This is a genomic window from Mesorhizobium sp. C120A, from assembly GCF_030323105.1.
In the GTDB taxonomy this organism is placed as follows: Bacteria; Pseudomonadota; Alphaproteobacteria; order Rhizobiales; family Rhizobiaceae; genus Mesorhizobium.
The window spans coordinates 2,282,195-2,304,188 of the sequence record NZ_CP100476.1 but is presented as its reverse complement, the minus strand read 5'-3'; the positions used below and the strand labels follow the sequence as shown (position 1 = coordinate 2,304,188).

The following is a 21,994-nucleotide window of genomic DNA, read 5'->3' as shown; positions in this document are numbered from 1 at the left end:
CCCGATCGACGGGGGAGAGGAAATGCAAGTTCTGTCAAGCCGCCACAGCCCGCCGTGCCAACCCACCCCGGATATACCGCGCGAACTCCTGCGCTGCCGGCGCCGTGCCGTACTTCGGCAAATGCAGATTGATGGAAAAATTCGGCAGCGGCGGCAGCCCGGCATCAAAAGCCAGGATGTCAAGATCGGCAGGCACGGTGGAGGCCAGCCAGGCGGTGACGGCAAGGTCGGAGCGCACTGTCGCGGTCGTGGCGTCGATGTTGCCGTTCTCGAACACGGTGCGCCATTCCAGCCCGTGCTCGTTCAGCGCCGACAGCACCACCGGGCGGAAGGCGCAGGTGTCGGCGACGATCGACACCGGCAGCGGCCGCTTGGCGCGGGCGACGCCGCCCTTGGCCCCCACCCAGACCAGCCGGTCAATGGCCAGGCACTCACCGGCGGACGGGCCGACCGGTTCCTCGATGACGGCAAGGTCGATGGTGCCGGCTGCAAGAGCCGCGGCAAGATCCGGCGAGGCGGCGCAGAGTAGGGATATCTCGATCTTCGGATAGGTCTCGGCATAGGCTTTCAGCACCGGCGCCAGCAAGGTGCCGACAAGGTCATAGGGAACACCGAGCCGCACCTGGCCGGCGACCTCGGTGCCCGCCATCTCGGCCCAGATCTCGTCATTGAGGCCAAGCAACCGTTTGCCCTTGCCGAACAGCCGCTCGCCGGGCCGCGTCAGCCGCAAGCCACGCCGGTCGCGCTCGAACAGGCTGCAGCCCAGCGCCTCCTCCAGCCTTTTGATCTGCTGGCTGACGGCGCCTTGCGTCAGATGCAGCGCGTTCGCCGCCGCCGTCATGCTGGCCTTGTCGGCGACAGTGACGAAGGTGCGGATCAGCGCTGTGTCGAGGTTACGGATCATGGTTGGCATTATACCTACTAATGCCAACCATCGCAAACATTGCATTTACTGAAGTATGCAGAAGTCTACCGTAGGGCCTTCGATGGAGGACGCCTCATGTTGCAGCCCATCTTTCCGCTCATCCTGTTTGCCTTCGTGGCCACCGTCACGCCGGGAATCGCCACCACCCTGTCGACTGCTTCAGGTGCGCAGTTCGGCTTTCGCCGTTCCGTTCCCCTATTGATCGGCAGCGCTGCCGGCCTCGCCACCGTGACCGCTGCTGCCGCCGCCGGGCTCGCCGGTCTGCTGCTGGCCATGCCGTCGCTGCAACTGGCGATGAAAATCATCGGCTCGCTCTATCTCATCTGGCTGGCAATCAAGATCGGCCGCGCCGGGCCGCCTGATCTCGATGTGGCGATGGCAAAACCCAACAGCTTCTTCGGCGGCGCCGGCATTCAATGGATGAACCCGAAGGGCTGGGCGATGGGACTGGGTGCGGCGGCCTCGTTCGCAGCCCTTGCCGACGGTCCGGGACAACTCGCGCTGCTGCTCGGCTCGACCTTCGGCTTCACCGCAGCCATCTCGCTGTCGATCTGGTGCGTGGCGGGCATGGTGCTGGCACGGCTGCTCAAGACCGAATGGCAATGGCGCGCGCTCAACATCGTGCTGGCGCTGGTGCTGGCTGCGTCGATCATACCGATGTGGCGGGGAGCGTAAACGCAGAGGTCGGCGCCAGTACCGCACCCGGACCTGCGGTCCGACCTCCCCACAAAGGGGAGGTAGGGGAGCGCGCACTTTATCCTCCCCCTTGTGGGGAGGGCCGCGAACGAAGTGAGCGGGGTGGGGGTCCTGGTTCGCGAAGCGAACCAGCTACTCTCAAGCCGCGTAACGCGCCGCCGGCTTGTCGGCGTGCAGGCTGCCGTAGAAGACTTGCCTTGCGCCGAGGAAGGTGTCGAGCTTGGCTGTGTCGGCAAGTGCCGGCACGGTGACGGCTTCGCCCCTGGATAGGCCCACAAGCGCGGCATCGACCATATCGTCGGCGGACATGATGATCTCCTTCGGCAGATTGTGGATATCGCCACCGGCGAGCTCCCAGAAATCGGTGCGGGTCGCGCCCGGCAGCACCGCCTGCACCTTCACATTGGTGCCGGCGACTTCGCGGTGCAGGGCCTCGGTGAAGTTGACGACATAGGCCTTGGTACCGCTGTAGATGCCGCCGAACGAGGTATCATAGGCGAGCACAGAGGCGATGTTGACGATGGCGCCGCGGTTGCGCGCAAGAAGCCCCGGCAGAACGGCGCGGGTCAGGCGGGTCAAGGCGATGACGTTGACCTTGATCATGCGCTCGGCCTCGTCGGCGTCGGCCGTTGCCACCACGGCCTGGCCGCCAATGCCGGCATTGTTGACCAGCAGCGTGACGCTATCGTCGGCTGCGATCGCCTGCTCGACGCGGCGCACATCATTGTCGTCGGCGAGGTCGGCTGATATCACGCTGACCTTGCGCTTGTAGGCATAACGCAGCTTTTCAGCCAGTTCCTGCAGCCGGTCGGCGCGCCGCGCCACCAGCACCAGATCGTAGCCTTGCCCGGCCAGCCGGTCGGCATAGACAGCACCTATGCCGGCCGATGCACCAGTGACGACTGCGGTACCCTTGTTGTCCTGTCCACTCATTGTCCTGTTCCTTTTTCTGCCCGGCGAGACAGGTCGATGACCCTCGTCCCGCCCTGACTTCCAATTAGTGGTATATGCCACCATCCTGGAAGTAGGTATATGCCACTATCTTGTCAACGGAGGCGGCAGAAACTATTTCTGCGACAGGCCGGCAGCGGTTTTGCCGGCAAGGAGTCGTGATGAGCAAGACCGTGCTGCCGGGATTCAGCCTTTGCAACAACGCCACGCTGCGGCGCGCCGCGCGCAAGCTCGGCCGCTTCTATGACGATGTAATCTCGCCTTCGGGTCTGAAGGGCACGCAGTACGGCCTGCTCTACCAGATCCATGTCAGCAATGAGCCGGCGATGGGCACGATAGCCGAAGCGATGGTCATGGATCTCTCGGCGCTCGGCCACACGCTGAAGCCGCTGATCCGCGACGGCTATGTCGACACCTTCGCTGACAAGGACGATCGCCGCGTCAAGCGGGTGCGGCTGACCGACCAAGGCCTGGCCAAGCTCGAGGAGACGACGAAATTGTGGACCATTGCCCAGCAGCGCTTCGAGGCCCTGGTCGGCCCGCAACGAGCGGCAGATCTGCGCGCTATGCTGGATGAAGTCGCGGCGCTGGACTACGACGTGCCCGCGGCCGCCCCTTCAAGCTGAAAGAGCGGCCGCCGGTCCTTTGCAAAGATCTATTCGGCCGGCATGGCGACCGGCCGGGCCGCCCAGCGGCCGGCCAGCACCGCGCCAAGCCCGATCAGCGGGAAGATGGCGGCGACCAGGCCGAGATCGGCCGGCACGCCGTAGCGCAGCACGGCGCCGCCGACCACAGCACCCAGCGCCACGCCGAGATAGAGCGCCGAAGCGTTGAGCGACAGCACGATCGGGGCGGCGTCGGGCGCCAGCTTGATGATGCGGCTGGCCTGCGCCGGCGGAAATGCCCAGCCGACCATGCCCCACGGCACCATCATGGCCATCAATGCCGGCCCGGCGAGATGCTGCGGCAGGAAGGTCGGGATGACCGAGAGCATCACCAGCATGACGGCGCTCAGCGCCAGCGACGAGCCGACGGTGCGCGTCGCACCAAAACGGTCGGCCGCCTGGCCTCCGGCTATGTTGCCGATGACGGCGCCGACACCGAAGGCGAGCAGCATGCCGGGCAGCGCAATCGGGCTGAGGCCGCCGCTCTGGATGGCCAGCGGCGCGATATAGGAAAACACCGAGAAGGCGCCGATCAGGGCAAGAGCGGTGGTCAGCAGGATCGGCATGACGCCGGGGCGCAGCGCCGCAGCCAGGCGCCGCCTGAGCGGCAGCTTGGTGCCGACAATTCCGCGCGGCAGCCGGTACCACAGGATGGCGCCGACCAGCGCGCCGAGCCCGGCAATGGCAAAGAAGGTCCCGCGCCAGCCGGCTATCGTGGCAACCAGCGCGCCGAGCGGTGCACCCAGCGCAACCGCCACCGTGGTTCCGCCGACGACGACTGCAATGGCCCGCGCCCGGTGGTGGTCATCGACCAGCGCCACCGCCGTGCCTTGAGCGGTAGCGGCAAACAGGCCTGACGACAGCGCCATGATGATGCGGGCAATGAGCAGCAGCTCGAAGGACGAGCTCAGCGCCGCCACCACATTGCCGATGACGAAGAACGCCAGCGTCCACAAGATGACGCGGCGCCGGTCCCATTCGCCGGTCAGCGTTGCCAGGATCGGCGTGCCGATGGCGTAAGCCAGCGCGAAGGCGGTGATCAGCGTGCCGGCGAGCGGAATGGAAATGCGGGCGTCGGTGGCGATGTCAGGCAGCAGGCTGGAGATGACGAAGCCTTCGGTCGAGATCGTGAACGATCCGAGCGCAAGCCAAAAGAGGCGCTTGTCCATAGGGCGTGTCCTTAGTTCAAAAGTTATTGAACAATTGGACATAACAGGGCGTGATGTCAATGAAGCCAGGTGAAAATAGCTGAAGCCTGCTGACAGCCCTGTGTCAGGACAGCCATTGGGCCAATCGCGAAGCGGACTGTGCATGCCCGCGAAACATGGACGCGTTGAAATCGCCACCGACTGTGCTTAGTTTCGGGCCATGACTTTGCCGCACCCCAATACAGACCAGATCAGCCTGCCGGTTGTGCTCGGCGTGCTTGGCGACCCGACCCGGCTCGCCATCGTGCGCTATCTCGCCAGCAAGGAAGGCGTGCCGCTGAACTGCAGCCGGTTCCTCGACCTCGGCTCCAAGACCAATCTCAGCTATCACCTGGCCAAACTGCGCGAGGCCGGCGTCACCCGCGCCGAAGTGGCCGGCACCAACCGGATGATCACGCTGCGCCGCGCCGACCTCGACGCCCGCTTCCCCGGCCTGCTCGATAGCGTGATTGCGGCGGCCGGAGATGATCCGGCACTGCCCATCGTCGGTGGCCACGACATCGAAATGCCGGGCTAACCGGTTCAGAGGTCAAGGTCCTAGCGCTGCCAAAAACCGATATGCGGGGCGAGGAGCTCCTCGTCCATCTCGGGGAAGGGTCCGTGGACCTCGACCGGTTTCTGCCCGGAGCCGAGGACCGTGCGCGACGAGAGGTTCATCGTCGGATTCTCCGCGTGGTTGCCGGTCAGCGCGAGAAGCTTGGTCTCCTCGAAGCCGTAGACCAGCCGGCCGATATTGGCCCAGTACAGCGTTCCCGTGCACATCGCACAGGGCTCGCCGGTTGTGACCAGCGTGCAGGACCAGAGGAAATCCGGCGGATAGGCGTCCGAGGCACGCCGGGAGAGCTCGGTTTCTGCGTGGCGCACGGTGTTGATGTTTCCTTGCCGCATCAGGATGCGATCGTCGGGGCCGACGAGCACGCAGCCGAAAGGATGGTGCCCATGCGCGGCAGTCTCGCGCGCGACGTTATTGGCGGCGCGGAGGTGGGCAACCATCTGGTCGCGGGTCATCGCCTGTCCTCCCCCTGATGAACTCTGGAACGTCATGGACGCTAGCAGATGGAGTGCTTCCGCGATAGCCAGCTCCCGGCTGTCTCGAACGGCCTCAAGGGCTTGATAATGAAGGCAGCGGCTTGATAGGAAGCCGGGCCGCAAGCCTCAACGGGCTGCACCAAGGAGCCCGCCGCATGCGCATTGCCGTTCTCGCCGACATCCATGGCAATGTGCTGGCGCTGGATGCCGTGCTCGCCGATCTGGCGCGGCGCGGCGGCGCCGATCTCACCGTCAACCTTGGCGACTGTGTCTCCGGCCCGCTCTGGCCGCGCGAGACGTTCGAGCGGCTCGAAGCGCTCGACCTGCCGACGGTGCGCGGCAACCATGACCGCCGCGTCGCCGTCGATCCGGCCGACGATACGATGTGGGCTTCGGACCGCTATGCACAGGAGCGGCTGACGGAGGCGCAGCGCGAAGCGCTGCTCGCCCTGCCCTTCACGCTGGAGATTGTTCCCGGCGTGGTCGCTTTCCATGCGCGGCCCGACCATGACGAGAAATACCTGCTCGACGCGATCGTCGATGGCCAACTGGTGCGCGCGCCGCTTGCCGCTATTCAGCGGCGGTTGCAGGCGCTGGACCCGGCCTGCCGCGTCGTGCTTTGCGGCCACAGCCACCGCGCGGAGCTGCTCCGTATCCCCGGCGGCCCCATCCTCTTCAACCCCGGCAGCGTCGGCGCTCCCGCCTATGAAGATGACACGCCGCCGGCGCATGTTTCGGAGCAAGGCAGCCCGCATGCGCGCTACGGCATCCTCACCTTGGATGGCGAAGGACCCGACCGTTTCGAGACCATCGCCGTCGACTACGACCATGAAGCGGCGGCGAGACAGGCCGAACAGGCGGGCCGTCCGGAATGGGCGCATGCGCTGAGGACCGGCTTCATGCCCAAACCCTCTTGGCAAGGCTCCGCTTGACCGCACGGCTGCGCCCTGCTTCCGCCTCGCGGCACCAAACATCGGACGCATTTTCAGACTTACATGGCCGCGTATCGTCCCTTATAAAACCGCCTTGCCATACGGCAGGACTGCTGCCGCAAGGGTAATCGGCGCACGGCCAAATGATGAGGCGCACAATCCGAACCATTTTGCATCGACTGACTGGCGCTCCGCTCCTGCGGGCAGCCCGGTTGTTGGCGGGTCCGTTGGTGGTGGGCCCGTTGTTGGTGAGCTTGCCGGCCAATGCCGAGGACGCGCCTGCCGACATCGTTTCCATAGTGACCGAGCTCGGCCCAGGCGATCTCCTCAACATCCGCGCCACGCCGTCGCCGGTCGGCAGAACCCAGGCGCGTCTGCCGATCGGCTCGAGCGTCAGGAATTTCGGCTGCAACGAAGTGGATGGCCACCGCTGGTGCAAGGTCGAGGAGATTGACAATCCACTGGTCAAAGGCTGGGCGCCCGCGCGCTATCTTATCCCCGACAATCCGACCGTGGTCGAAGTAGACGCCGCGCCGCCCCAGGTGACCGCCAGCGCTGAAGCCGGCGGCCCGACGCTCGCGCCCGACATGCCGACGCAGCCGGCCGACGTGGCCGCAGCGCCCCGGACGACTGCACCTGCCGCCTCTGCCGCTCCGGCTGCACCCACTCAGGCTCCACCCACCCCGGCTGCACCCGCGCCGGCTCCACTCGACCTGACGGAGCGCCTTGGCGGTACGGATCCAGGCGCGCCGAAGTCCGCCGCCGAGATCGGCAGGACCGCCATGCAGGATGCTTACGGCCTTGCCTTCGCAGCGAATGAAAGTCCGCCGACGGACGAAATCCCTGCCACAGAGGCTCCGGCGACGGAGGCCACAGGGACGCCGGTACAGGATTCCACCGCGTCTGCGGGAGCAGCGCCGGATGCGGCGTCCGCGCCCGGGGTACCATCCCCGACGCCACGGCCAGATCAGGCCAAAGCTGCGACCGCTACGCAAACCGTTGCACGGCTGGAACCCCCGCCCGCCCTCGGCGCCACCGCCGAGATCCCCTGCGCCCGCTATGTCGGCCAGCCGATGACCCGCTGCGCCGTCAACATCGCGCACAAGGGCACCGACAAGGCCGATATAACCGTCACCTGGCCCGATGGCGGCACGCGCGTCATCTCCTTCTCTGCCGGCATGCCGGCCAACTCGGATTCGCCCAGCGAGTTCCGCTTCACAAGGGAAGGCGCCCTCAACATGATCCGCGTCGGGGTATCCGAGCGGTTTGAGATTACGGATCAGCTCGCGCTGGGGGATTAGGTGTCAGGCAGTAGGGAATGGGCACAGGCGCCTTAACCTCGCTCCTGCCTAATCCCTGCTGCCTGATCCCTACTGCCTAATCCCTACTGCCTAGCCTCATTTTCGGGGTTACATCTCCCAAAACTCTTCCCTATAAGGCCCTCCTAGCCTGATACCAGAATCGCAAGCACAACCGGCCGGGTCTTCCCGTCCCGGTTTTTCGTGCAAGCCGCTCGCCGAACGGAACTCACAACGATGCCAAGACGCACCGACATCAAGTCGATCCTGATCATCGGGGCCGGCCCCATCGTCATCGGCCAGGCCTGCGAGTTCGACTATTCCGGCACACAGGCCTGCAAGGCGCTGAAGGAGGAGGGCTTTCGCGTCATCCTGGTCAATTCCAACCCGGCCACCATAATGACCGACCCGGAACTGGCCGACGCCACCTATATCGAGCCGATCACGCCTGAAGTCGTCGCCAAGATCATCGCCAAGGAGCGGCCCGACGCGCTGCTGCCGACCATGGGCGGCCAGACCGCGCTCAACACCGCTCTGTCGCTGCGCCGAATGGGCGTGCTCGACCGCTACAATGTCGAGATGATCGGCGCCGACGCCACGGCGATCGACAAGGCTGAGGACCGGGCGCTGTTTCGCGAGGCGATGAAGAAGATCGGCCTGGAAACGCCGAAGTCGATGCTTGCCAATGCCACCGATGTCAAGAACGCCGACCGCAAGACGCATGAGGCCGAGCGCGCCGCCGTAAAGGCCGAGGCGCCTGCCGACCTCGATGCCGCGCTCGACGCGCTGGAAACCCGCTGGAATCTCGGCGAAGGCGACCGCAAGCAGCGCTACATCAGCCACGGCATGGCGATCGCCGCGCAGGCGCTCGACCATGTCGGCCTGCCCGCCATCATCCGCCCGTCCTTCACCATGGGCGGCACCGGCGGCGGCATCGCCTACAACCGCGCCGAATTCTACGACATCGTCCAGTCCGGCCTCGACGCTTCGCCGACCACCGAAGTGCTGATCGAGGAAAGCGTGCTCGGCTGGAAGGAGTATGAGATGGAGGTCGTCCGCGACAAGGCGGACAATTGCATCATCGTCTGCTCGATCGAGAACATCGACCCGATGGGCGTACACACCGGTGACTCGATCACCGTCGCCCCTGCCCTGACGCTGACCGACAAGGAATACCAGATGATGCGCAACGCCTCGCTCGCGGTGCTGCGCGAGATCGGCGTCGAGACCGGCGGCTCCAACGTGCAGTTCGCCGTCAACCCGGCCGATGGCCGCCTAGTCGTCATCGAGATGAACCCGCGCGTCTCGCGCAGCTCCGCTTTGGCTTCGAAGGCGACCGGCTTCCCCATCGCCAAGATCGCGGCCAAGCTCGCTGTCGGCTACACGCTGGACGAGCTGGAGAACGACATCACCGGCGGCGCCACGCCCGCCTCCTTCGAGCCAAGCATCGATTACGTCGTCACAAAAATCCCGCGCTTTGCCTTCGAGAAATTCCCCGGCGCCGAGCCGGTGCTGACCACCGCCATGAAGTCTGTCGGCGAAGTCATGGCCATCGGCCGCACCTTCCAGGAATCGCTGCAGAAGGCTTTGCGTGGCCTGGAGACCGGCCTGACCGGCCTCGACGAGATCGAGATCCCCGGCCTCGGCCACGGCGCCGTAGCTGCCAACCACGCCGACGACCGCAACGCCATTCGCGCCGCGCTCGGCACGCCGACGCCCGACCGGCTGCGCATGGTGGCGCAGGCGATCCGCATGGGCACCTCGCTCGAAGACGTGCACGCCATGTGCAAGATCGACCCGTGGTTCCTCGAACAGATCGCCGGCATCGTTTCCATGGAAGCCCGCATCCGCGAGCACGGCATTCCGCAAGACGCCGTCAATCTGCGCATGCTGAAGGCGATGGGCTTCTCCGATGCCCGCCTCGCGTCGCTGACGAAGACCGACGCCGAAGTGATTGCGAAGATTCGCGAAAAGCTCGACGTTCATCCGGTCTATAAGCGCATCGACACGTGCGCTGCCGAGTTCGCCTCGCCCACCGCCTACATGTACTCGACCTATGAAGTGCCGTTCGCCGGCGCGCTCGCCAACGAGGCGCAAGTGTCATCGCGGAAAAAAGTCGTCATCCTCGGCGGCGGTCCGAACCGCATCGGCCAGGGCATCGAGTTCGACTATTGCTGCTGCCATGCCGCCTTCGCGCTGCGCGACGCCGGCTATGAAGCGATCATGATCAACTGCAACCCAGAGACGGTGTCGACCGACTACGACACTTCCGATAGGCTCTACTTCGAACCGCTGACGGCGGAAGACGTGCTGGAGATCCTGCGCGCCGAACAGGCGTCGGGCGAACTGGTCGGCGTCATCGTCCAGTTCGGCGGCCAGACGCCGCTGAAGCTGGCCGATGCGCTGGAGAAGGCCGGCATCCCGATCCTCGGCACCTCCCCCGACATGATCGATCTCGCCGAGGACCGCGACCGCTTCCAGAAGCTGCTGCACAAGCTGAACCTCAGCCAGCCGAAGAACGGCATCGCCTATTCGGTCGAGCAGGCGCGCCTGGTCGCCGGCGAACTCGGTTTCCCCTTGGTGGTGCGCCCGTCCTATGTGCTCGGTGGCCGCGCCATGCAGATCATCCATGACGAGGGCATGCTGCAGAGTTACCTGCTCGACACCGTGCCCGGCCTTGTGCCGGAGGACATCAAGCAGAAATACCCCAACGACAAGACCGGCCAGATCAACACGCTCTTGGGCAAGAACCCGCTGCTGTTCGACACCTATCTCTCCGGCGCCATCGAGGTCGATGTCGACTGCCTCTGCGACGGCACGTCGACCTTTGTGTCAGGCATTCTCGAACACATCGAAGAGGCCGGCATCCACTCCGGCGACAGCGCTTGTTCGCTGCCGGTCCACTCGCTGCCTTCCGAGCTGGTCGACGAGCTGGAGCGACAGACGGCGGCCCTTGCCCGCGCGCTCAATGTCGGCGGCCTGATGAACGTGCAGTATGCGATCAAGGACGGCACGGTCTATGTGCTGGAGGTCAATCCGCGGGCATCGCGCACCGTGCCCTTCGTCGCCAAGACCATCGGCCGCCCGATCGCCAAGATTGCCGCCCGCATCATGGCCGGCGAGAAACTCGAAGACGCCTTCGCCCATTACGGCGCCATGCCCGACCCGCGCAACCCCGGCCACATCGCGGTCAAGGAAGCCGTCTTCCCCTTCGCCCGCTTCCCCGGGGTCGACATATTGCTCGGCCCGGAAATGCGCTCGACCGGCGAGGTCATGGGCCTCGACCGCGATTTTGCGCTGGCCTTCGCCAAGAGCCAGCTCGGCGCGGGTGTTGATCTCCCCCGCTCCGGCACGCTGTTCGTCTCGGTGCGCGACGAAGACAAGAAAGGCATATTGCCGGCGGTGAAGCGCCTCGCCGGCCTCGGCTTCAAGGTGCTGGCGACCTCGGGCACGCAGCGCTTCCTCGCCGAAAACGGCGTCGACGCCCAGAAGATCAACAAGGTACTTGAGGGACGCCCCCACATCGAAGACGCCATCCGCAACCGCCAGGTCCAGATCGTCTTCAACACGACGGACGGGCAGAAGGCGGTGTCGGATTCGAAATCGCTGCGCAGGGCAACGCTGATGCAGAAGGTGCCGTATTACACGACGCTGTCGGGCGCTGCGGCTGTGGCGGAAGCGATTGCGGCGCTGAAGGCGGGGAGCCTGGAGGTCAGGCCGCTGCAGGAGTATTTTGCCTAGGCGATTAGCCAATCTCCCTCCTTGTGGGGGAGATGGCCGGCAGGCCAGAGGGGGGCGCTGTCCCGCCGACGCCAAACACAAACCCACCCTTATCAGCAGATGTACTAGGGGAGTGTGCCGCGCTGACCAACGTCAGTGCAGAGTACCGGAGCCTCGGCTCGGCTTGCAGCTACTTGAAGTATTCCTATTGTGCTCGACACGCCCAAGATCCGCCAGTAACAATGCCCTAAAATGGCGGCCTGCAATCTTAGCTCCCTGGAGTCTGAGACGCAGTGCTCGGGGGAAGAATTATGTCGTCGCAGATTGATCAAAACGCTTCAATGCAGAGCGAAAATTTTTCCAAATTCTTAGAGCAATTTTCTCCACTCGAAGCACCTCACATCCTGCTGATCACTGACCATAGGACTGGGGCTCATTATTGCGAGTGTCATGTCAAAGCCAACAAGATCATTGCGCTAAGTACGACCGATGTTCCTCTCGATCCAGAAGAACAGGCGGAGTATCGTGCGAACCGCGAAATTGTTGAAAACGCTCCTGCTTACGCCAGAATGATCGAAGATGCAAAGCAACGTCGTAGCTTTAGCAACATAGTTGGCGAGTTTACGCTTGAATTCGATAAACCTCATCCGCTCAAAATTATCGGCGGGCAGCATCGATTCGAAGCGATACGGGCAGCTTTGGCACATGGAATAGATGAATATCACGGCGTTAAAGTATATTTCGACCTAAAGATGGATCAAAGATTAGATGTTCAGCTAATATCTAACACTAACATAGCCATATCCGGAGATCTCTTTGATCGAATGCATGAGACAGCGATGGGACCGCAGTTGCGCGACTGGTTCCAATCGGTTGGAATGCTCAATTCTGGTCAGGATTTCGCAGATCGGCGCTCGCGCGGCGGCCCCATATCAGTTCAGTTGGCAAGAACATTTATCTTAAACTATTTTCAAGGCGCGGGAGTTGACGCCAAAAAATTCGATCTTACTGAAACCACTCCAGAACTCTGCGCTACAGGAGTGGCTGATCCGGAGTGGGAAGCTCTCAGAGATTCGAAGAAAGATAATCTTTGGAGCGATCCAGGGTTGATATTCGCCGGCAAAGAGTTCGCTGCGCTAACTAAAGCACAGCGAGCAGCGTTCGTTAAAGGCTCGAAGAAATTTCCACCTGACTATCCGGAAAAGGCGATCAACCCAGCGGTCGTTGCGGCCTGGGCCTTTATCGCTGGCATGCTTCGTAACAACGAGGTGCGACTGAAGCGGCACTACGACCTGGCGGGTTCTAGTGGACATGATCCGCTGAATGTCGCCGCTTTGGTAAAAGGAAGACACAAAACGGATACAGAGCAATATCGCGGACTCGGGTATCGAACTGACCCAAAAGAACGAGGTCGATTTGCTGAATTATTTTTCCTTCAGTCCGAAAACGGAGAAGGAATTTCAAAATCAAATATTGACGTCGCAATAGCAAAGTATCACGCAAAGGTAGCCACATTAGAAGTCGAAAAACTGAAAGCCAAAGCGGCCAATGGCTGAGATCGATATATTCGCTACTCTTCTTTTAGAAGAGGCAAAGAGGTTTCTCGAGAACGCGAACTCGACCGATGACGCAGTCCGACGAGACGCCTGCTTACACGCAGCCTTAATGCTCGGGTTTTCCTCTCTTGAGGCGCATGTGAACGCTATATGCGAGGAACTCGCAATCCGACCCGAATTTTCGGTACATGAACGCGCGTTTCTGCTTGAGCAAGAGGCTCGACTTGAAAACGGCCAATTCAAGCTTAACGGCTTGAAGATGACTCGGCTTGAAGATCGGATAACGTTTTTACATAGACACTTCTCTGGCCAGCCTCTCGACAAGCAGGCAAACTGGTGGAGTGCGTTGGGAACCTCGATCAAGCTCCGAAATAAGCTAACACATCCAAAGGGCATCCCGCAGATTACGACAGCCAGTGTAAAAAGCGCGATTAGTTCAATTGTCGACGCGATTGACTCGCTCTACCAGACTATTTACAAAAAACCATTTCCTGCAGCCAGTCGAGCACTGCATTCGAAACTTTCATTTTAGATAATACTCCAAAGCCAAGCGCTTGGCTTTTCGTCCGCAGCGCGGACCGCTTATCACCCTTCACGCCACCGCCACACACTCGATCTCGATATCGAACTCCATCGGCCACGACGCCACCGGCACGAAGCTGCGCGCCGGCGGGTTGACGCTGAAGTACCGGGCATAGACCCGGTTGATGGCGTTGTAGAAGCCGGAATTGACGGCGTAGATGCGCACCATCACCACATTGTCCAGCGAGGTGCCTGCCGCCTCCAGGCAGTGTCTCAGCGCCTTCAGCGACGCCTCGGTCTGTGTCTCGATGTCGCCGCGCACCATCTCGCCGGTCGCCATGTCCACCGGCGGCGTTGCCGAGATGAACACGAAGCCATTGGCCCTGACCGCGGTCGAGCAGGGCAGCCCGAGCGCCCGCACCTTGGCCGACATGACAGGCACTTCGATGACTTCTTTTTTCACTGGGTCCTCCCTGGGTTTGCCGGGAGCTTATCCTGCCGGTTGCCGGATGCCAGCGCCGAACCATAGTCCAGCCCTCACCCCTGGGCCGGATAGGGCATGCCGTCCTTGTGCAGGAACCTGCCATCCGAACTCGGGCTCATCATGTCGATGTCGGAGCAAGTGATGAGATCATCCGGATTGCGCGAGCCGACTTCGAGATAGCGCGCCGTTGTGGACGAGCGGTTGATCATGTGGTGGCCGTTGCCGCTGTTCTTGGCAAAGGTCGCGCAGTCGCCGGCCTTGAGCAGCGTCTCGCCGCCATCCTCGACCAGCACCAGTTCGCCTTCCAGCACATAGACGAGCTCGTCCTCATGGCTGTGCCAGTGGCGCTGGCTGGACCAGCCGCCTGATGGCAATGTCATCAGGTTGACGCCGAAATCGGTGAGGCCGCCGGCATCGCCGAGGCGGTGGCGTGTGCGCTCGGCGCAAGGGGCGTCGAAGGGCGCGGGGTAGCCGGAGCCCTTGCGGACAGGCACGGTGGACAGGTCGATCTTGGGCATGGGAGCTCCATTGAATTGGTGGCGGCAGTGTATGTCACTGCCGGCGCAGCCACAGAGCCACTTTGCCGCAATGCCTTGCCAACGGCAGGCATCGGCCGTCGCACTCTACGGCGCCCCCCTCTGTCCTGCCGGACATCTCCCCCACAAGAAGGGAGATTGGCTGTCGCCTCAGCCTTCGCCAATTTTCACCGTCGCAAGAAAAGCACGGCGCCGACGCTGCTGATCTCCCCACTCGTGGGGGAGATGTCCGGCAGGACAGAGGGGGGCGCCGTAGAATGCTATTGCTGGCCAGTCACCCGTCCTCAACCCTGATGCGCGGCCGCGAGTTCCTTCACGTGCTTCTCGTGCATCTGCAGCGTCGGCAGCGTCTTCTTGGCGAATTCCTTCATCGCCGGGTCGTCGCCCGAGTTGGCATAGCTGCTGAACAGGGCTACGGCCTCCTTGTGCGCGTCCGTCTGCATCTGGATGTACTTGGCGTCAAAATCCTTGCCGCTTGCGCTCTTCAACTCGTCGAGCATTGCCTGCTCCTTCGGCTGCAGGGCCGGCCCCGCGGCTTTGGTCGAACCGGTGGTCTGGCCCTGGCTCAGCGCCGCCTTGAACTCCTTGCCGGCTTTGGTGTGGTCCTTGACCATCTGCTTGGCGAATTTCCTGACGTCAGCCGCCTTGGATTTTTCCTCGGCGAGCTTGCTCGACTGGATTTCGAATTCGTTGGAGCTAGGCACCGTCTTGACGAAGGTTGGGGTATCGACCTTGCTGGCGGCCATGGCAGGCGCGACCGCAGTCGAGTTGGCCGCAAAGGCGGCAGGGGCACCGGCGAACAAGGCGACGGCGGCAATGGTGAGAAGCGTTTTCATCTGAGTTCTCCGATTTGAAAATTTCCCTCGGCTAATCAAACGCGGCATTGGCGGCAGGGTTGCGTCCGGAGAACTATTCGTCAGCGACCATCTGCCGAAGAGCCGTCCCGAGCCCCTGGCGGACAAACCTCAGGACAGCACGCCTCGCCATATTGCAGCTGTTCGGTCCAGTTCGGCCGACCTCAGGCGTGACATCCATAAGGTTCCACAGGATCTCGCACGCGCCGATGGCGCGCGGATCCTGGTCCTGATGGACGGCGCGGCATTGGGAACCGGTTGCTTTTCCCGCATTGGGTCCGCAGGCTAGGCTTCCGGAGCTGGGGAGACACATGCAAGAGGATGAAGAGATCGATCTGCGCTGCCCGCAAGTGGTGGCCGACAATGCCGCCAAGGGGTTGAGGCTGCGCAAGCAGTCCGGCCGTGGCGGCACCGAGATCGGCGTCGCGCGGGCGACGGAACTCAAGAACCGCGAAAAGCTGGCGCCATCCACCATCCGCCGCATGGTCAGCTACTTCGCCCGCCACGAGGTCGACAAGCGCGGCAAGAATTACGGCAATGAAGACAATCCTTCGGCCGGCCATATCGCCTGGCTGTTGTGGGGCGGCGACGAGGGCCGCGCCTGGGCGATTGAGCTCAAAAAGAAGATCGGCAATGCGCCCGATATCTGAGGGCGACCGTAAAACGACTGGCGGGCCCCAAACCCCCGCCTGGGACCCGCCAAGGAGCGGCTGAACACATGCCGGTGCAGCCCCTCCACATCTGCCAGTCGTCGATCCGCCATCGGTCGAAAGGCATGGATGGTGAGGTAGCATCCGGTTGCGGCGGCCAATGTGAAGCAGTTCACAATCCGGAGGTTTTCAACAGCGCTCGAGCAATTCCAGGAAAGGTGGGAACCGGTTTTCCCGGGAAAAGCGCGTAGCGTTTTCCCCAGGGAATTGCGGCAAGAAAAAAGCCCTTACCCTTCCCAGGCGACAGGCATCATTCCCAGCCGCTCGTAGAGCCGGAGCGCGGCGGCGTTCTCGACCGTGTTGGTCTTGAGGTCGACATGGGCCGCGCCTCGATCGCGAAAGGCGTTGAAGGCCTGCCACATCAGCGCTTCGCCAATTCCTTTGCCGCGCGCTCCGGGATGGACCGCGAGGTCCTTGACGAAGGCCCTCGTCCAGCACAGCGCTGCCGCCGCCAGCCGTCCCTTGGCGTCGATGACCAGGAAACACAGCGCCGGGTCGAATTCGGCATCGCTGGATATGCGCGGCCACCATTCGTCGAACGGGCCGTCGGTGCCGTCGTCGAACACCTCGGTCAAAAGCGCGTGCAGGGGCTGCGCGTCACCATGTTCGAAGCAGCGCATGGCAAAGCCGTCCGGCCAGTGCGGCGCAACGAGCGTCTCGTCGAGGATCTTGCGCAGCCGGATGTCGTTTGGAGCCGGCGGGCGCGGTTCAGGCATCGCGCTCAGGCGTCGGGCTGCAGCCGGCGGCGCTTGCGGTCGACACCGAGGCCGGTGGCCTCGAGCAGGCCTTTGCGCTTGGCGTCGAAATAATAGCCGGTCTGGTAGAGCCAATCGGCCTTCTTGGCGTTGCCACCCGCCACCAGCCAGGCGCCACGCAGATATTTGACCGCGTATTTCAGATTGGTTTCGGCGTCGAACAAGCCCTTGGCCGGCCCGTCATAGCCCATGCCGCGCGCCGTCGCGTGCTTGATCTGCATCAGGCCCCAATGGCCGTTATTGTAAGCCTTCGGATTGTAGGTGCTTTCGCGGTTGACGACGTGGCGCACCAGATCGACCGGCACCTCGTAGAGAGCGGCGTATTTCTGGATCAGCCGGTCGACGTCGCCGCGCATGCCGGTCGCATGCTCTTCTTCCGGGAGACCGAGCGGCGCGGCGGGGAACAGGCCCAGGGAAGCCGGGTTCTGCGGCACGACATAGGCTACCTGCTGCACGCCGGGCATGGCGTTCTGGCCGCCCTTGGCGGTCGCCGGCATGACAAGGCTGGCGGTCGTATATTGCGCCGCGACCGGCTGTCCGGCGTTGGCGGGCGCAGGCGCCTGCCAGGCATTGGCGGCCATCACCGCAGGCACGGCCGGGGCCGTGGGCGTCGCGCCGGCAAAGGCCGCGGTCGCGGCAACCGGCTGCGCAGCGGCATCGAGCGCTGGCGTGGCCGGCGCCGCTTCGGCCGCCTGGACGGGTGTTATGCCCGAGGATTGCGGCAGCACCGAAACCGTATCGGGCAGCGGCACGGTAAAGCCGGCATCGCTGCCGGCAGCGGTCGCGGTTTCGGTCAGCGCAGGCGTGGCCTTCATCTGCGAGGTCGATTGGCAGCCGCTGAGGGCAGCTGCGCCGACGATCACAGAGATCGCGAAAAGGTTGAATTTTGCTGGCAAGCCGCGCGGGTCCGATTTGTCGGTTGTTAAGAAGTCCTTACACCAGCGATTCCTGGTGGGCAATCGGGACCATCTGGTGGTTTTCGGGTGGCGAGAGCCGGGATCAGATGCCATATTGTTCTGCATATGTACCGGTTGGCATCCCGGTTTTCGCCGCTTTGCGGAAAGGAGCGCATCATGGAAACGGCATCTTCGATCACAGCCGGCCACGCAGTGTTAGAAACAGTGATCGGCTTCATGGGCATCGCCTGGAGCGAAAAGGGCCTGATCCGGCTCTGCCTGCCCGAAAGGAGCCGCGAAGCGGTGGAGCGCCGGCTGATGCGGCATGCCGGTGTTGCCGCCAATACCACTGCGAACATTGGGCAGCCGCAATGGGTGGTCGAGCTGATCGCCTCGATCAAGGCGTATGCGTCAGGCGAGGACGTCGATTTCTCCGGCGTGCCGGTCGATCTCGACGGCGTCGACGACTTCCGTCTCGCCATCTACGAGGCGGCGCGGAAACTGCATTATGGCGAAACCACCACCTATGGCGAACTGGCCAAGCGCGCTGGCCAAGCCGGCCTGCCGCGCGAAACCGGGGCAGCGCTGGGCGCCAACCCGGTGCCGCTGGTCATCCCCTGCCATCGGATTCTAGCCGCGGGCGGCAAGATCGGCGGCTTCTCGGCGCCCGGCGGCTCGGCCACCAAGGAAAAGATGCTGGCCATGGAAGGCGTGCGCGTCGGCCCGCCGCCGGCGGCGCAGGTCTCGTTCGGGTTCTAAGAGCTTGAATGGTATGCCGGCTGGGTATGTTGAGATTCAGGTCAGGCCGCACCGAGAACTATGGTCTTCGAGAACCGGAGCGGAGCGTACTTAATGTACGTGGGCGCCGGAAGCGCAGAAGACCATCGTTCGCAGGCCGGCCTCACCCGAATATCAATATGCCCTAATGACGGCGCAGGAAGCGGCGGTGAAAATGGTCGTTCTCGATCCGCTTGCAGAGATAGACCGGGCAGGATTCGGTATCGGCGCTCGGTACATAGGCGCGCTTCCTGACCTCGCCGACATTGCAGAATTGCTGGCTCTGCACATAGCGGTCGAAGAGCGGCAGCCCCGGCACGCGCCTGGACTGATAGCGCAGGATGACCGCGCCCTGGCGGGCGATCGTGCCTTGCACCGTGTCGCAGCTCATACGAGTGGGGTCGTAGCGCGAAATTGCCTGCGCCTCGGCGGACGCCAGCGTCAGGCAGGCGGCAAGCAGAATGGTTTTCACAACCGTTTTCATGACAGTCTCCCAAAAACCGGACTAACGCCGTCGGGCGTCCCGGTCTTCCCGATTGCTCGACGCTTTCATGCGATTGGGGCGGCCTTTGGGCGGCGCCACCGCAACGCCATTTTTCGAGCCATCTTGTTTTTGGTGCGAAACCCGCCTATATCAGCTCCATTGATATTTCGGCCGATCGATCCGGGCCTCGCGATCTTCGCGTTTGCTGACGTCTATCTCCAAAATCTCGATACAAACCGGCTGAACCTCGGTTCGGTCAAACCAAAGCAAATGCGAGGACTATTCATATGGCAACTGGTACGGTCAAGTGGTTCAATGCCACCAAGGGCTTCGGCTTCATTCAGCCTGATTCGGGCGGTGCGGACGTTTTCGTTCACATCTCCGCTGTCGAGCGCGCTGGACTGTCGACCCTGGTCGAAGGCCAGAAAATCAACTTCGAGATCGAGCAGGACCGCCGCACAGGCAAGTCGTCCGCTGGTTCTCTGAGCAAGGCAGCCTGATTTTGCGATAGCGCGCGCCGGACGAGAGTTCGGGGCGCGCGGCAAGTCACGGATGTACTGACGGTCGCGCGAGAAGCGCGCTGGAGCGGAAAGACCCGACAAGCTGGATCAGCAGATAGCTGCCGGCCCGGACTTAAAGCTCCGATCAGGCTACCGAAAATGGGAAGGCGGGATTTATCCCGCCTTTTTGTTTGTCTGGAATTGGACGATGGCCATGCTATTAGTTTCGCCCCATGACCAAGCTCGAACAGATTGAAAGATCCATCGCAGCCCTGAACACCACAGAACTAAAGGCCTTTGCCAAATGGTTCGCAGCGTATCAGGCAGAGGTGTGGGATATGCAGATCGAGGCGGACGCCAAGGCTGGCCGGCTGGATAAGTTTGCCGAGCAGGCTTTGGCTGAACTTCACGCGGGCCGAGTTCGCCCTCTTTGAATGCGCGCTACGGCCGAAGGCCGCAAGCCCAACCGGGCATCGCGCCCGTTGGCGTCCCGTCCGGAACGAGCCGCGAAGCGGCGGCAAGCGTGAGGACAAAATCAGCGCCGCAGATGCAGCGGCACCACCTTGTTGTCGGCGCCAAGCAGCGCCTCGATCGACAGCGGCTCCCGGTTGAAGATCGTGCCGGCCAGCGCCGGGCGGCCGAGATGGAACCCCTGTAGCAGGTCGACGCCGCCATCCAGCGCGACGCGCAGATGCACGGATTGCTCGATGCCTTCCACCAGCACCTTGGCGCCGCGATCGTGCAGCGACGAGACGAGCGGCCGGAAGAAGCGCTCGGCGGCAGCGTGGCGGCAGAATTCGGCGAACCAGCCGCCGTCGATCTTCACAATATCCGGTTGAAGCAGGCTCATCCGCTCCGCGGTCGAGTGGCCGGTGCCGAAATCGTCGATGGCGATGCGGATGCCGTGGCGCCGCATCTCGCGCACCAGCGGGGCCAGCACATTATCGTCGGCCGCCTGTTCGGTGATCTCGCAGACCAGCATGGCGGCATGCAGGTCGAGATCGCCGAGATGCCGCGTCATCAGCCGGATCTCGGCCAGCGCCCGCCCGAGATGATCGTTGATCATCGGGTTGTAATTGAAGAACAGGCCGAGCCCGTCGACGCCGATGTTGCGGAAGTTTTTCAGATGCAGCATCCGGCACATCGTCTCGACAAACAGGCGGTCGCCCGGCGCAACACTGTCGAAGAACATGGCGGGTGCAACCGGCATGGAAGCGCGCTGCGGTTCGATCAGCGCCTCGACTGCAACCGCGGCCAACGCGCCGCCGCGTGGCGCAAAGATCGGCTGGTAGGCGCTCTTCAGCCGGAACGTGCCGTAGACGCCGTATTCGATGCCGACCTCGTCGGCAAAGATCGCTTCGCCGATATCGCGACGCCTCTCGCGCTGCCCGGTCATGGCCCGGTCCTGCGCCCGAACACCCTGCCCGGCCGCGCCGGAGGCGCTGCAGTCGGGCCGGCAGGCGTCTTGCCAGGCTCGGCCGCCGCGACAGACGGCTGCCCATCCTTGCCGAAAGCGCGAAAGCTGGTCGGCGCCAGTTCCGGCTTCGCCAGCACGAAGCCCTGCACCATCGATGCGCCGGATTTCTCGGCCAATTCAAGCTGCCAGCCTTCCTCGATGCCTTCGAACACGGTGCGGATGCCCTGTAGTTCGAAGTTCGTCACCATGGCAGTCAGCAGGGCAAAGCCGGCGCCGGATTCCATGAGCTGCGTGATCCAGTGCGCATCGAATTTGACGATGTCGGGCTTGAGCTCCTTGATGCGGTTGATGTCGGATTCATCGGCGCCGTAATCGTCGACGGCAATGCGAAAGCCATTGGCCCGCAGCGCCTCGACAAAGCTGTAGAGCGTTTCCTGCGACGCCGACTTCTGCTCGGTCACCTCGCACACGATGCGGCGCGGATCGATCCCGGCTTCGTGCAGCACCAGCCGCATGTCGCGCAGCGCGTTATCGGCGATGGAGCGCTCGGTAAACACCGACGGATCGAAATTGACGAAGATCGAAGCTTCTTGCGGCAGGCAGGCGCCGGCGTTGAGCAAATGCAGCGTGCGCGTCAGCGCCTCGATGTGCAGGCGGTCGCCGGCCGGACAGGTGCGGAAGAAGTTCATTGGCGATTGCGGCTCGCCGTCACGAAACGGCCGGATCAGCCCCTCGAACGCTGCGATCGAGAGCTTGCTCTCCTTGAAGGCGAAGATCGGCTGAAAGGCGCTCTGCAGCGTGTAGGGACCCCAGACACCTGAAGCGGTGCCGTCATCGTGACGGATGATGTGGGCAAGCCCGGTGCTGCGCGACAAGGGTCCCTCGCTCCGCGAGACAGGCGAAATGGCTGGCGATCCTGCCGTCAAAGGTTTTAGCGGCCGTTGATGAATTTAGTCTTGCCGGGGATAGGCGTCGATTGCAGAGCCCGCAACGCAGAGTGAAACCGTCATGCACGCGCTCCAAAAAGCCGATCTCCACGGGTCCTTGACCCTGGCTCATCCGACAATGCTTGCACTTGC

At 63.1% G+C, this 21,994-nt stretch carries 24 protein-coding genes; 12 read left to right on the top strand and 12 right to left on the bottom strand.

Annotation, left to right across the window (positions count from 1 at the left end; all coding sequences use genetic code 11):
* Window positions 1-34 precede the first annotated feature (34 nt).
* Window positions 35-913, bottom strand: coding sequence for a LysR family transcriptional regulator (locus tag NL532_RS11335; RefSeq protein ID WP_032888145.1), 879 nt, complete (start codon window positions 911-913; stop codon window positions 35-37).
* An 87-nt stretch (window positions 914-1,000) separates the two neighbouring features.
* Here NL532_RS11335 and NL532_RS11330 point away from each other — a divergent pair, with 87 nt between their 5' ends.
* Window positions 1,001-1,600 (top strand): LysE family translocator, encoded by a 600-nt coding sequence (locus NL532_RS11330; protein ID WP_023683785.1) that lies wholly within the window; start codon window positions 1,001-1,003, stop codon window positions 1,598-1,600.
* Window positions 1,601-1,759: 159 nt separating this feature from the next.
* On the opposite strand, the gene NL532_RS11325 is transcribed toward NL532_RS11330, so the two are convergent.
* A complete protein-coding gene (locus tag NL532_RS11325; RefSeq protein WP_023683784.1) occupies window positions 1,760-2,554 on the bottom strand; it encodes an SDR family NAD(P)-dependent oxidoreductase in 795 nt (264 codons plus the stop codon).
* Window positions 2,555-2,733: 179 nt separating this feature from the next.
* Here NL532_RS11325 and NL532_RS11320 point away from each other — a divergent pair, with 179 nt between their 5' ends.
* The gene (locus NL532_RS11320) at window positions 2,734-3,198 is read left to right on the top strand and encodes a MarR family winged helix-turn-helix transcriptional regulator (RefSeq protein WP_023691525.1); all 465 of its coding nucleotides are present in this window, start codon (window positions 2,734-2,736) and stop codon (window positions 3,196-3,198) included.
* Window positions 3,199-3,227: 29 nt separating this feature from the next.
* Here NL532_RS11320 and NL532_RS11315 read toward each other — a convergent pair whose 3' ends face one another.
* Entirely contained in the window at window positions 3,228-4,406 is a 1,179-nt protein-coding gene (locus NL532_RS11315) for an MFS transporter (protein WP_023828083.1), read from the bottom strand.
* A gap of 199 nt (window positions 4,407-4,605) precedes the next feature.
* Here NL532_RS11315 and NL532_RS11310 point away from each other — a divergent pair, with 199 nt between their 5' ends.
* Window positions 4,606-4,962 carry an ArsR/SmtB family transcription factor gene (locus NL532_RS11310; protein WP_023689740.1) on the top strand — a complete coding sequence of 119 codons (357 nt, stop codon included), beginning with the start codon at window positions 4,606-4,608 and terminating at the stop codon, window positions 4,960-4,962.
* 20 nt (window positions 4,963-4,982) lie between these two features.
* Here NL532_RS11310 and NL532_RS11305 read toward each other — a convergent pair whose 3' ends face one another.
* Window positions 4,983-5,453, bottom strand: a complete 471-nt coding sequence (locus NL532_RS11305; protein WP_023828084.1) for a nucleoside deaminase — start codon at window positions 5,451-5,453, stop codon at window positions 4,983-4,985.
* Window positions 5,454-5,629: 176 nt separating this feature from the next.
* Between NL532_RS11305 and NL532_RS11300 the strand changes: the two genes are divergently transcribed.
* From NL532_RS11300 to NL532_RS11280, 5 genes are all read left to right on the top strand, one after another.
* On the top strand, window positions 5,630-6,406 hold the full coding sequence (locus tag NL532_RS11300) for a metallophosphoesterase family protein (RefSeq protein WP_023828085.1): 777 nt from the start codon (window positions 5,630-5,632) through the stop codon (window positions 6,404-6,406).
* A gap of 248 nt (window positions 6,407-6,654) precedes the next feature.
* Window positions 6,655-7,707, top strand: coding sequence for an SH3 domain-containing protein (locus NL532_RS11295; protein WP_286488111.1), 1,053 nt, complete (start codon window positions 6,655-6,657; stop codon window positions 7,705-7,707).
* Window positions 7,708-7,941: 234 nt separating this feature from the next.
* Window positions 7,942-11,445 carry a carbamoyl-phosphate synthase large subunit gene (gene carB / locus NL532_RS11290; protein WP_023828088.1) on the top strand — a complete coding sequence of 1,168 codons (3,504 nt, stop codon included), beginning with the start codon at window positions 7,942-7,944 and terminating at the stop codon, window positions 11,443-11,445.
* A 290-nt stretch (window positions 11,446-11,735) separates the two neighbouring features.
* On the top strand, window positions 11,736-12,980 hold the full coding sequence (locus NL532_RS11285) for a hypothetical protein (RefSeq protein WP_081730890.1): 1,245 nt from the start codon (window positions 11,736-11,738) through the stop codon (window positions 12,978-12,980).
* On the top strand, window positions 12,973-13,512 hold the full coding sequence (locus NL532_RS11280; RefSeq protein ID WP_023815013.1) for a hypothetical protein: 540 nt from the start codon (window positions 12,973-12,975) through the stop codon (window positions 13,510-13,512). Before NL532_RS11285 ends, NL532_RS11280 begins: the two co-directional genes overlap by 8 nt.
* A 60-nt stretch (window positions 13,513-13,572) precedes the next feature.
* Here the strand turns inward: NL532_RS11280 and NL532_RS11275 are convergent, their stop codons facing one another.
* The 3 genes from NL532_RS11275 to NL532_RS11265 all read right to left on the bottom strand — a co-directional run bounded on the left by NL532_RS11275 (window position 13,573) and on the right by NL532_RS11265 (window position 15,358).
* Entirely contained in the window at window positions 13,573-13,965 is a 393-nt protein-coding gene (locus tag NL532_RS11275; protein ID WP_023828090.1) for a Rid family hydrolase, read from the bottom strand.
* Window positions 13,966-14,039: 74 nt separating this feature from the next.
* A complete protein-coding gene (locus NL532_RS11270; RefSeq protein WP_023815012.1) occupies window positions 14,040-14,504 on the bottom strand; it encodes a cupin domain-containing protein in 465 nt (154 codons plus the stop codon).
* A gap of 302 nt (window positions 14,505-14,806) precedes the next feature.
* A complete protein-coding gene (locus tag NL532_RS11265; RefSeq protein WP_023672417.1) occupies window positions 14,807-15,358 on the bottom strand; it encodes a DUF4142 domain-containing protein in 552 nt (183 codons plus the stop codon).
* Window positions 15,359-15,687: 329 nt separating this feature from the next.
* On the opposite strand from NL532_RS11265, the gene NL532_RS11260 reads away from it, so the two are divergent.
* Window positions 15,688-16,026, top strand: a complete 339-nt coding sequence (locus NL532_RS11260; RefSeq protein ID WP_023828091.1) for a hypothetical protein — start codon at window positions 15,688-15,690, stop codon at window positions 16,024-16,026.
* A gap of 287 nt (window positions 16,027-16,313) precedes the next feature.
* Here the strand turns inward: NL532_RS11260 and NL532_RS11255 are convergent, their stop codons facing one another.
* Together NL532_RS11255 and NL532_RS11250 are read right to left on the bottom strand one after the other, a co-directional pair.
* Window positions 16,314-16,802, bottom strand: a complete 489-nt coding sequence (locus NL532_RS11255) for a GNAT family N-acetyltransferase (RefSeq protein WP_023705860.1) — start codon at window positions 16,800-16,802, stop codon at window positions 16,314-16,316.
* A gap of 5 nt (window positions 16,803-16,807) precedes the next feature.
* Complete coding sequence (locus tag NL532_RS11250; RefSeq protein ID WP_023748191.1) at window positions 16,808-17,737, bottom strand: lytic transglycosylase domain-containing protein; 930 nt, start codon at window positions 17,735-17,737, stop codon at window positions 16,808-16,810.
* Window positions 17,738-17,914: 177 nt separating this feature from the next.
* On the opposite strand from NL532_RS11250, the gene NL532_RS11245 reads away from it, so the two are divergent.
* Window positions 17,915-18,496 (top strand): methylated-DNA--[protein]-cysteine S-methyltransferase, encoded by a 582-nt coding sequence (locus NL532_RS11245; RefSeq protein ID WP_023828092.1) that lies wholly within the window; start codon window positions 17,915-17,917, stop codon window positions 18,494-18,496.
* A gap of 163 nt (window positions 18,497-18,659) precedes the next feature.
* Here the strand turns inward: NL532_RS11245 and NL532_RS11240 are convergent, their stop codons facing one another.
* Window positions 18,660-18,986 (bottom strand): hypothetical protein, encoded by a 327-nt coding sequence (locus NL532_RS11240; RefSeq protein WP_023828093.1) that lies wholly within the window; start codon window positions 18,984-18,986, stop codon window positions 18,660-18,662.
* A 299-nt stretch (window positions 18,987-19,285) separates the two neighbouring features.
* Between NL532_RS11240 and NL532_RS11235 the strand changes: the two genes are divergently transcribed.
* Window positions 19,286-19,498, top strand: coding sequence for a cold-shock protein (locus tag NL532_RS11235; RefSeq protein ID WP_015316174.1), 213 nt, complete (start codon window positions 19,286-19,288; stop codon window positions 19,496-19,498).
* Between the two features lie 233 nt (window positions 19,499-19,731).
* Entirely contained in the window at window positions 19,732-19,932 is a 201-nt protein-coding gene (locus NL532_RS11230; protein ID WP_023748189.1) for a hypothetical protein, read from the top strand.
* Window positions 19,933-20,033: 101 nt separating this feature from the next.
* On the opposite strand, the gene NL532_RS11225 is transcribed toward NL532_RS11230, so the two are convergent.
* Both NL532_RS11225 and NL532_RS11220 read right to left on the bottom strand, forming a co-directional pair.
* Window positions 20,034-20,894 (bottom strand): EAL domain-containing protein, encoded by an 861-nt coding sequence (locus NL532_RS11225; protein WP_023671962.1) that lies wholly within the window; start codon window positions 20,892-20,894, stop codon window positions 20,034-20,036.
* Window positions 20,891-21,790, bottom strand: a complete 900-nt coding sequence (locus NL532_RS11220) for an EAL domain-containing protein (RefSeq protein WP_023828094.1) — start codon at window positions 21,788-21,790, stop codon at window positions 20,891-20,893. The genes NL532_RS11225 and NL532_RS11220 overlap by 4 nt, the downstream gene beginning before the upstream one ends.
* Window positions 21,791-21,994: the final 204 nt, after the last annotated feature.